The following is a 10,420-nucleotide window of genomic DNA, read 5'->3' as shown; positions in this document are numbered from 1 at the left end:
GCCGAGTTTCCCTGGCAAAAAGATGCGCTTTTGCTGGAGCGTTGGCAGTCTGGACAAACGGGTTATCCGATTGTCGATGCAGGCATGCGCGAACTTTGGCAGAGTGGCTGGATGCATAATCGGGTCCGGATGATTTGCGCGAGTTTTCTCATCAAGGATCTTCTGGTCTCCTGGCAACAGGGAGAAGCCTGGTTTTGGGATACCCTGGTAGATGCGGATCTGGCTAATAACAGCGCCTCCTGGCAATGGGTTGCCGGTTCGGGTGCAGATGCAGCTCCCTATTTCCGGATTTTCAACCCGGTATTACAGGGAGAAAAATTTGATCCCGAAGGAAAATATCTGCGCCGTTGGATTCCGGAATTATCCGATCTGCCCGATCGCTTTATTCACCAGCCTTGGGCGGCAGATCAGGACATTCTTAAAAAGGCAGGGGTCGTTCTGGGAGACAATTATCCTCAACGGCTCATTGATCACCATGAAGCCAGACAGCGGGCCCTGGATATTTTCGAGAAACTGAAGAAAAATCATCTGGCAAAACCTGATGATTTATAATCCAATAAAAATATAATACCGTATTAATATAATGAACCAGATAACCATCCAAAAAGGTTTTGTTGAACTTTTGAGATTATCTACTACTCTTAATAAGGAGACATTCATTCAATTTGGATGTTGATTATTGCAATTTCATGACGAAAAAACGGAGGGAAAATCTATGAAGCCTCATGTTGTCGTTCTTGGTGGTAATTTTGCCGGTCTCGGTTCAGCCCAAAAAGTACGTGAGTTGTGTGGAGAGTCGGTGCGTATCACCGTTATTGATCGCAAAAATTTCTTGTTATTTGTGCCTAATATTCCTGCCGAAGTTTTTGAGGATCGCGATCCCAGTAAAACCCTGGCAATGGATATAGCCAGCACTTTGGATGAAGATGATATCGGTTTTATTCAGGCTGAAATCAAGGCGATTGATCCAGATGCCAAGCGTGTAGATTTTGTGCCGAATGAGCGCCCCGGTGCTGCGCCCGAAAGTATGTCTTATGACTATCTGGTCGTGGCTGTGGGCAACCGTTTAGCTTATGACAAAATTGAAGGATTTGCCGAACATGGTCATACAGTCAGCGATTTTTACTACGGTAACAAATTGCGTCACTTCCTGGCCCATGAATACAAAGGTGGTCCGGTAGCCATTGGTTCTGCCCGTTTCCATCAGGGCGATGGGACCAAAGACGTCAAACTGTATGGTGGTCATGCTTTCCCAAGTGCTGAAGCGGCCTGTGAAGGCCCGCCCGTGGAAACCATGTTGTCCATGGCTACCTGGTTAGGGCAGCACGGCAAGGGCGGTCCCGATAAAATCACGGTGTTTACCCCAGCGGCCCTGATTGCTGAGGATGCTGGTGAAAAAGTAGTGGGCAAGCTCCTTGAAATTGCCGGAGGTATGGGTTTCAACTATGTCAATGAAGCCAAGGATATTACCCGTATTACCAAAGACGGTGTGGAGCTGGCCAGCGGAAAAAACATTGAAGCCGAATTGAAAATCGTTTTCCCGGACTGGGTGCCCCATGATTTCATGAAAGGTCTGCCCATCAGTGACAATGAAGGCTTTGTGGTGACCGATGTGACCATGCGTAACCCCAAGTATCCCAATGTGTTTGCAGCGGGTGACGCGGCCGCCATTACCGTGCCGAAACTGGGCGGAATTGGTCATGCCCAATGTGAAATTGTCGCCAAGCAAATCGCCAAGGATCTGGGGAAAATGGCTCCGGTGGAAGCCGACAAGCCTCTGGAACCCGTAGTCTATTGTATTGGTGACATGGGCAACAACATGGCCTTTTATATCCGCTCCAACAGTTGGTTTGGCGGTCCTGACCAGATTCTGAAAATGGGCCATATGCCCTTCTTGCTGAAAATGCAGTACAAAAATCTCTTCTTCAAGACGAAGGGCAAAATGCCGGAATGGGGGCTTGACGCTTCCAAATTACTGGCCGAAAAACTCTTCGCAGCCTGAAAAAAGAGGGCCGCAAGGCCCTCTTTTACTATTGGCATGATATAAATCAAGGGAGATGCATTATGGCAACACAAGAATCTTTCACCCCTCAACTCACACCAGAACAATGGGCAGGTCTTGCCCGCTTGGGCGACCTTGCCCATGGTAGCGAAAGCTTTATGGGCAGCCCGGCAGGAAACCTGCCCATGGACCTGGCCCTCAAAGCCGGCACATGGAATGAACGCTATGATCTGGAAGGGAGCATTGAAGAGCTGCTTGATACGCTTAACGTCCTGCGTGAAAGCGGTCTCTTGGCGCTCATCCGTGAAAATGCGGCTTTTGTGACTGAGAGCATCGCGTTATTGAAGCCTTTTATCCCCAGTCTGCTGAGTAAACTGCATGAAATGCCTTTGGCAGAGTGGTTATCTGCCCTACAGATATTTGGCGAAATCATTCCGAAAGTAAATGCCGTTCTGGAATTTCTCCGGGGGCCTGCGGGCGGTGCTGTGGTGGCCAAAATCAAGGAACTGGGTGATATCTGGCAGGAAACCTCGGCCGATACCACCATTGTCGAAGCCTTGCGTTTGCTGAAACAGATGCAGGACGATGGCAATTTGCAGCGCGTTGCGGACATCAGTCGTCAAATTGGTCTTTTTGCCGAAACCATTGATCTGGAAAGCCTGCTGGGACAATTCGTGCAAAAGAGCCAGGATAGTCCGCTGATGAACTCCGCTGCGAGTCTTATGCAAAGTGGACGCTTGATGGCCGCTGCCCTTGCGGATGCTGCCGAACACGAGGCCACCGGCAAAGCAGGAGGACTATCCGGTCTGTATCACATGCTCAAAGATCCTGATGTGCAACGGGGTATGCGCGTGGTGGCTGTATTGCCCGTTTATCTCGAAAAAGCGGGTATTCTGCCCAAGCACAAAGGTTAATTTTTTCATTCTTTCAGGGAATGGTACCGGAGGAACAACGCATTTTGATCATTGAATAACACCAGCCGGTGCTTGAAATCCACGGACATTCATCCAGGAGTGATTATATGGAGTCAGTCAGTAAGGCACCGGCAGCACAGTGGCGTCATCCGATATGGTCTACCGCCCGGAAGTCCTGTGTAGGGACAGCATTGGGCACCAGCAAGCTGTGGTTCACCACCGGCAGCGGCATCATTACCGAAGTGTTTTATCCGCGCATTGATATTCCGCAGGTGCGTGATCTTGGATTTATCATTGCCGATGATCAAGGATTTTGGCAGGAGCTGAAAACCTTACCAGAGCCCGCTCTGGAGCTGGATGATCCGCAGGTACCGCTACCCATCATCCGCCATCATCACGCGCGTTTTGACTTTACCATCAAGGTCTGTGCTGATCCTGACCGCGATGTGCTGCTCGTCGATTTCCAGCTGGAGGGGGATTCCAGTCTCCGCCCTTATCTGTTGTGTTCAGCGCGACTCGGGGAAGATGCTGAAAACAATCGAGCATGGGTCGGTAACTGGGAAGGTCGCAATGTACTGTGGGCAGAACAGGGTCCGTTCGGACTGGCTCTCGCCTGCCGGAATTCCGCCGGTTACGCGGCGCTGGAACGCTGCAGCGTTGGGGAGGTCGGTGCCAGCGACTTGTGGCAGGATTTTCATGAGCATGGGCGCATGCTCTGGGAATATGGGGAAGCCGGACCTGGTGAAGTGGCCCTGGCCGGACAAATGCCCCGTCAGGGGACTCTGGCTTTAGGGCTGGGCTCCAGCAAAGAAGCCGCCGCAACCAATGCCTGGAGCGCGCTGGCGAATGGTTTCCAGGCCACGTCATCCAGTTATACGGATTTGTGGCAGGCCTGGCACAAAAAACATCCGCGCCCCCGCAATTTCGCCAGCAAGCTTCCCGATGCGGCAAAAATCCTTTATGCCCGTTCCAAAAATATTCTGAAGGTCCATGAAGACCGGACTTTTCCCGGTGCGCTGGTTGCCAGTCTTTCGGTGCCTTGGGGTGAAGCCAGCACCAGTCGCGGCGGCTATCATCTGGTCTGGTCCCGGGACCTGGTCGAAAGCGCCGGAGCGCTAGTCGCCATGGGTGCCACACAGGAAGCCCGACAGGTGCTGACTTATCTCATCAGCACCCAGCAGGCCGATGGTCATTGGTTGCAAAACCAGTGGCTCGGTGGCAAACCATTTTGGCAAGGTGTCCAACTGGATGAAACCGGGTTTCCTATTTTACTGGCCGCGCTGCTCCGCCAGCATAAAGCCCTGGAAGACATTGCCGTAGCCGATATGGTCCAGCGTGCCTTGCACTTTATTGCCCACGAAGGCCCGGTAACCGGGCAGGATCGCTGGGAGGAAGATGGCGGCGTCAATACTTTTACGCTGGCAGTCGCCATTGCGGCGCTGGTGGAGGGTGCCGAATTGCTGGGCGGTAAAACCGCCGAATGTGCGCTGATGCTGGCGGACTACTGGAATGCACGACTGGAAAACTGGACTTTTGTTAGGGATACAGATCTCGCCAAACAGTATCAGGTACCCGGTTATTTTGTGCGAATCACGCCGGAAGATGTGCTAGTTCAAGATGGTGCCAAAGATGAGTGGGTATTGATCAAAAATCGGGCGCATGATCCGCATCTTCCCGCCAGCGAGCAGGTGGCCAATGATTTTCTGCAGTTGGTGCGTTATGGACTGCGCAGCGCTGCAGATCCTCACATTGCGGCCTCCGTCAAGGTGATGGATGCCCTGCTCAAAACCGACACACCCAGCGGTCCGGTATGGCATCGTTATAATGGAGATGGCTACGGAGAACACCAGGATGGCAGCCCTTTTGATGGCACCGGAATTGGTCGTGGCTGGCCATTACTGGTGGGAGAGCGCGGCCATTACGCGCTGGCCGCTGGAGAAAGCTCCCTGCCCTACATTGAAGCCATGGCCGCCATGACCGGGAAAGGCGGCTTGCTCCCCGAACAAATCTGGGAAGCCGACCCGATTCCGGAAAAAGGCCTGGAACCGGGCCACCCCAGTGGTTCCGCCATGCCACTGGTCTGGGCCCACGGTGAGTACATCAAACTGTGTCACAGCTTCATGAAAGGGGAACCCGTAGACCGGCCTGCAGCCACCTGGAAGCGCTATCAAGGAAAAAAACCGGAGATTGACTACCGCCTTTGGCGCTTGCGGCAAAGGCCCCGGCAATTACCGGCAGGCCAGGAGTTACGTGTACTGCTTCGCGCCCCATTTACGGTTCATTGGGGTATTAACGGCTGGCAGGATGTGCAGGATCTCCACTCGGAAGACTGGGAACTGGGCCATGTAGCCATTTTGCCCCTGAAACAGTTAAGCGAAGGAGAAAATGTTCAGTTTACCATCCGTTGGCAGGAAAGCGGAGACTGGATTGGAGAAAATTTTCATCTGGATATTACGGGAGCTTTGTCATGATTCATCTTGATTTGCAGGGACGGCGGGCATTAGTCACGGGTGCCAGTGGTGGACTGGGACGGGCCATTGCCGAAACTCTGGCGGCTGCGGGCGCAGAAGTGGCGGTCCATTATCGCAAGGGCAAGGATGAGGCCGATGCCGTAGTCGACAGCATCAGCAAGGCAGGCGGCAAAGCGCAATCATTCCAGGCCGACATATCTGATCCGGCCGCAGTGGAAAAACTGGTACAGCAAATTGAGCAGGCTTTTGGGGGTCTGGATATTCTGGTCAACAATGCCGGGATGGACGGGCCACGTGCCCTAGTGGGAGATGATGACCCACAAATCTGGGAGAAAGTACTGAGCGTTGATCTGCTCGGTCCTTATTATTGTGCCCGGGCAGCCATCCCGCGCATGGAAAAACTGCAGCGCGGTGTCATCATCAATGTCACTTCGGTGCACGAATTCATTCCCTGGGAAGGCTATAGTGCCTATACCAGCGCCAAGGCGGGATTATCCATGTTCACCAAAACCCTGGCCCAGGAAACAGCAGACAAAAGCATTCGGGTGGTGGCCCTTGCCCCGGGAGCCATTCAAACGCCTATCAACGAATCGGTGTGGAGCGATCCTCAGTCGTTGAAAGATCTCGACAAAAAAATTTCCATGGGTCGCCTCGGCAAACCTCAGGAAATTGGTAATGTCGTGGCTTTTCTGGCGAGCGATCTCGCCAGTTACATCACCGGCACCACCCTTGCTGTAGATGGGGGCATGTTGATTTATCCGGATTTCCGCCACGGAGGGTGACACTATGGATGCCGATGTCATTATTATCGGCAGCGGTGCGGGTGGCGGAACACTGGCCCGTGCCCTGGCGGACTCTGGTTTACAAATTCTGATTCTTGAACGCGGCGATTATTTACCCCGTGAATGGGGAAACTGGGATCCCCAGACGGTTTTCAGCGAACACCGATATCATACCGATGAACAGTGGCGTGATCAGGACGGCAAAGCCTTCTCACCGGTTACCGGCTATCATGTCGGCGGAAACACCAAGTTTTATGGGGCAGCCGTTTTACGTCGCCGCGCCAAGGATTTTGCGCTGCGTCAGCATCAGGGTGGCAATACCCGCGCCTGGCCCATCACGTATAATGATCTGGCACCATTTTATGATGAAGCCGAATCCTGGTATTTCACGCACGGCGAGGCCGGTGCCGATCCTACTGAAGCCCCCCGCAAAGCTTATCCCTATCCCCCATTTCCCCACGATGAAGATATCGCATTGGTGGATAAAGCTCTGCGCGAGATGGGTTATCACCCCTTTCCCCTACCCCTGGCACTCCACCGTTTGGCCGATGAACCTGAACAAAGCCCCTGCGTGCGCTGCCCGACTTGTGATGGCTTTCCCTGTATGCTCCATGCCAAGGGTGATGCGGAAGTGTGTGGTGTCCGCCCCGCATTGCAACATAGTAATGTCCGGATTCTGACCGGCCATCGGGTGCGCCGTTTAATCCCCAATGGCAAAACGGTGGAATCGGTCGAGACCGATCAGGGAAGCTTTATGGCCCGGCTGGTAGTTTTGGCTGCAGGCGCTGTTAATAGTGCAGCTATCCTGCTGGCTTCTGCGTCGGAAAAATATCCTTCAGGACTGGCCAACCATAGTGATCAGGTTGGTCGCAATTATATGTGCCATCTCAATAGCGCCTGCATGGCCATTAAACCGGGTCGGGAAAATCGCAGCATTTTTCAAAAAACCCTGGCTTTGAACGATTTTTATGAAGACTCCGGAGATCCGGACTATCCTTATCCACTGGGTCATATTCAGGGATTGGGCAAGGTCACACCGGCCCTGCTCCATGCTCAGCGGCCGCTCATGCCGATTCCCATCAGCGCCTGGACGGCCAGTCATTCCGTAGATTGGTGGCTGACCACCGAAGACCTGCCAGACCCGGACAACCGGGTAACTCTGAATGCCGATGGCAACATTTGTCTGGCCTGGAATCCCAAAAACCGCGAAAGCCACCGCCGCCTTTGCCAGAAATGGCGGGAAATCCTGCAAAAAGCCGGGTTCATGGGCGTATTTTTTCAGGCCATGGATATTTCTGCCACAGCCCATCAAGTCGGAACCTGCCGCTTTGGCGAAGATCCTGCCGACAATGTCCTTGATCCTCATTGCAAGGCGCATGATCTGGACAATCTGTATGTGGTAGATGCCAGCTTTATGCCCTCTATTAGTGCGGTTAATCCCTCACTAACCATTATGGCCAATGCCTTGCGCGTGAGTGCGCATATTATCCAACATGCTAAAGGCGGCCTATGAAACGCGGTCTCAGTGCAGTTTATATGGCCGGTTTTTTGCAGGGAGCTGCTTTTGTGCTGATTCCAGCATTGGGTACTACCCTGCGCAGTGCGCCCTATGACATGAGTAATGCCACATACGGAATGTTGTATTTTCCAGAAATCATCGGCGCCATATTGGCAGCGTTGAGTGCAGGAGCCATTCACAAACGCCTGGGCAGCAAGGGACTGTTTCGTCTGGGAGCCATCAGCAATGCCGTTGCCATGGCCTTACTCGTAGCGGCTTTTTTCAGTTCCGGGCTGTTCGTTGTCCTGTTGCTGCTGGCTGAAACTTTGATGCTGGGCATCGGCTTCGGCCTGACCAATGCCGCCATCAATCGGGCTGCATCCCTGCTTTTTGCGGGCGCAGCTGCGGCTGCAGTCACCATTCTGAATGCCGTTATTGGCGGAGCAACTGCCGTATCGCCCATGATTCTGACTGGTGCGCAAAGCTGGTTGAGCTGGGTGGCCTGGCCTGCCCTCATCCTTTTGCTTTGGTTCGTTTTACTCTTATTTCCACTTGCGGATGATACCGATACGCACGAACTGGGCGGCTTACGTGCCTGGCGACGCTCCATGATGCCCTTTGCTTTTGCGGTGGTGATTTATGCGATCTGTGAAGGTAGCTTTGGTAGCTGGGCCAATGTATTGGTCAGTGTCGACCACCACCTTCCCGCCGCGACCGGAGCCCTGGCACTGTCCCTGTTTTGGGGAGGCATGACTGTTGCCCGCTTCATTTTGGGCAGTATTCCCGACTGCATCCTTTCCCGACGCTGGGTTTATCGCTTGGCGCCGGTCGGGATGGCGGCCTGCTTTGTCATCATTCCCCACCTGGTCAGTGCAACGGCGCTGTTACTGGCATTTGCCCTCGCCGGTGCGGCTTGCGGTATTTACTATCCCTACAGCATGGCTTTCGGGGTAGCCGCACACGGCAAGGAAGGCACGCAAATGGCTGGACTACTGGTTGGCGCGTTAATGATTGGAGAGGGCATCGGCTCTACCGGACTGGGCCCACTGCAACATTTCATTTCACTGAATCAGATTTATACTTTTTCTGCCCTATGGGCGGTCCCCCTGCTCTGGCTGGCCTGGCGCAATAGCCGCCAGCAATAAGCAGTCTCATATTCACGCCTCTTGCGATAAAGAGCTGATTTCTTTCACAGCAGACATCCTTGTAAATACTGTTTCCGGTTGAGAAGCTATTTCCAGCAACTGCGCATCAATATCGACAAGTAATTGTTCTGCACTGATTTCATTTAATAATCCTTCTCTCTGTGCCTGATTTATTTTTTCCTTACGGGAGAGCAAAATACGGCGATACAAACGCACAAAATCGCCTTGCATAATGGTGTTATTGTCCGCTTTGTCCAGTAGCTGCAACTGTTCTGTGGCTATTTTTTGCTCTTCTTCAAGCGAACGTGTTAAGGCGTCCAGGGCACGCTGATCTCGCAATACCTCGTTTTCCAGTTTTTTGAGTTCAAGCAGATCCGATTTTGCCAAAAAAATTCTCAAGCGCTGTATTTCTATTTTTTGATCTGCGCCACCCTTGCCTAATACCTTCAGCATTCTCGCCAAGGGCGAAATACTCAACCCCTGTACCAATATTGTTAATAACACCACACCAAACACCAGATTAATGAGCAATTCCCGATGTGGAAGGCCAGCAGGCAAGCTGAGCGCCAAAACCATAGACAGGGCTCCACGAATCCCTCCCCACATCAGTACAAAATTCCAATTCAGAGGGATTTTTGCGCGGGTCCGGCTCAACAACGCGCCCATACCATAGACGACAGCAGCCCGGGCAATGGTTACAGCGATATAGGCTGCCAGAACTAGCGCCCAGATATGCATTAAATCCAGCAGATTAATGGTCAATCCGACCAGCAGGAAGATCAGGGAATTTAGCGCAAAACCCATATATTCCCAGAAGGTATTCACAGCCATCCGGACGGATGCCGTCATCCCTTTTTGCGCCCCGTAGTTTCCACATATCAGTCCTGCTACGACTGTGGCAATCACGCCCGAGTACCCCAACTGTGTTGCCAGCAGAAAGCTGCCATAAGCGGCCAAAATGGTGATGGTGATTTCGACCATTCCATCACCGATGCGCTTGATGATTTCCGAGCTGAGCCAGCCGATGATCAAACCCAGCAACGCCCCTCCGCCGACTTCGCTGACAAAATCAATGCCCAGATGGGTGATGGAGATGGACTTTCCCTCGGCAAGGGTCAGAAACAGACTGAAAAAAACAATGGCCGTTCCATCATTGAGAAGGCTTTCGCTTTCAATCATGAAGGTCAGCCGTTCTGGTGCCATCAACTTGCGGAAAATGGCCACTACGGAAATTGGATCCGTAGCGGCTACCGCAGCCCCGAACACCAAGGCTACGGCCAGAGGAACCACGGCACCGGAAAGATGCGGCAAGTATTCCGAAGCCCAGAGAAACACATAGGCAGTCACCACCATGGACAGGAAAACACCGGGTACAGCCAAACCAAAAATAGCCAGGCGATCCCGCCACATCGCACTGGCAGAAAGATGGTAGGCTGACTCGAAAATCAAACCGGGCAAAAAAAGATTGAAAACGAGATCATGGGTAAGTACCGGGGTATGAAAAAGATGCAACGCACCCAACGCGAGGCCACCAAGCACCAGGGCCACGGTATAGGGTAAATGTAAACGGTTGGCTATCACCGAAAGTAATGAGGCAACCACGAACAG

General features: G+C 52.8%; 8 protein-coding genes. 7 read left to right on the top strand and 1 reads right to left on the bottom strand.

Translation table 11 applies throughout. From position 1 onward, the window contains the following. The 7 genes from HJG40_RS11940 to HJG40_RS11910 form a co-directional block, all read left to right on the top strand. Positions 1-552: FAD-binding domain-containing protein (locus HJG40_RS11940; protein WP_215864402.1), on the top strand; the 552-nt coding region annotated here is incomplete at its 5' end. Between the two features lie 163 nt (positions 553-715). Next, positions 716-2,002: an NAD(P)/FAD-dependent oxidoreductase gene (locus HJG40_RS11935; RefSeq protein WP_215864401.1), complete on the top strand. Its 1,287-nt coding sequence runs from the start codon at positions 716-718 to the stop codon at positions 2,000-2,002. Between the two features lie 62 nt (positions 2,003-2,064). Further along, a complete protein-coding gene (locus HJG40_RS11930) occupies positions 2,065-2,916 on the top strand; it encodes a DUF1641 domain-containing protein (RefSeq protein ID WP_215864400.1) in 852 nt (283 codons plus the stop codon). Positions 2,917-3,023: 107 nt separating this feature from the next. Next, complete coding sequence (locus tag HJG40_RS11925; protein ID WP_215864399.1) at positions 3,024-5,387, top strand: glycoside hydrolase family 15 protein; 2,364 nt, start codon at positions 3,024-3,026, stop codon at positions 5,385-5,387. Next, the gene (locus HJG40_RS11920; protein WP_215864398.1) at positions 5,384-6,169 is read left to right on the top strand and encodes a glucose 1-dehydrogenase; all 786 of its coding nucleotides are present in this window, start codon (positions 5,384-5,386) and stop codon (positions 6,167-6,169) included. Before HJG40_RS11925 ends, HJG40_RS11920 begins: the two co-directional genes overlap by 4 nt. Positions 6,170-6,173: 4 nt before the next feature. Further along, a complete protein-coding gene (locus HJG40_RS11915) occupies positions 6,174-7,682 on the top strand; it encodes a GMC oxidoreductase (protein WP_215864397.1) in 1,509 nt (502 codons plus the stop codon). Continuing rightward, positions 7,679-8,812, top strand: coding sequence for an MFS transporter (locus HJG40_RS11910; protein ID WP_215864396.1), 1,134 nt, complete (start codon positions 7,679-7,681; stop codon positions 8,810-8,812). The genes HJG40_RS11915 and HJG40_RS11910 overlap by 4 nt, the downstream gene beginning before the upstream one ends. A gap of 12 nt (positions 8,813-8,824) precedes the next feature. Here HJG40_RS11910 and HJG40_RS11905 read toward each other — a convergent pair. Beyond that, positions 8,825-10,420: cation:proton antiporter (locus HJG40_RS11905; protein WP_215864395.1), on the bottom strand; the 1,596-nt coding region annotated here is incomplete at its 5' end.

Origin of the sequence: Acidithiobacillus concretivorus (assembly GCF_018853445.1) — a bacterium.
GTDB lineage: Bacteria > Pseudomonadota > Gammaproteobacteria > Acidithiobacillales > Acidithiobacillaceae > Acidithiobacillus > Acidithiobacillus concretivorus.
Note: the sequence above shows the minus strand (reverse complement) of the source record. Positions and strands in the feature narration are given on the sequence as shown.

What these genes read in the sequence shown, in the direction of transcription:
- HJG40_RS11930 (WP_215864400.1), top strand. Translation starts at nt 2,065, where the DNA reads ATGGCAACACAAGAATCTTTCACCCCTCAACTCACACCAGAACAATGG.
- HJG40_RS11925 (WP_215864399.1), top strand. Translation starts at nt 3,024, where the DNA reads ATGGAGTCAGTCAGTAAGGCACCGGCAGCACAGTGGCGTCATCCGATA.
- HJG40_RS11920 (WP_215864398.1), top strand. Translation starts at nt 5,384, where the DNA reads ATGATTCATCTTGATTTGCAGGGACGGCGGGCATTAGTCACGGGTGCC.
- HJG40_RS11915 (WP_215864397.1), top strand. Translation starts at nt 6,174, where the DNA reads ATGGATGCCGATGTCATTATTATCGGCAGCGGTGCGGGTGGCGGAACA.
- HJG40_RS11910 (WP_215864396.1), top strand. Translation starts at nt 7,679, where the DNA reads ATGAAACGCGGTCTCAGTGCAGTTTATATGGCCGGTTTTTTGCAGGGA.
- HJG40_RS11935 (WP_215864401.1), top strand. Translation starts at nt 716, where the DNA reads ATGAAGCCTCATGTTGTCGTTCTTGGTGGTAATTTTGCCGGTCTCGGT.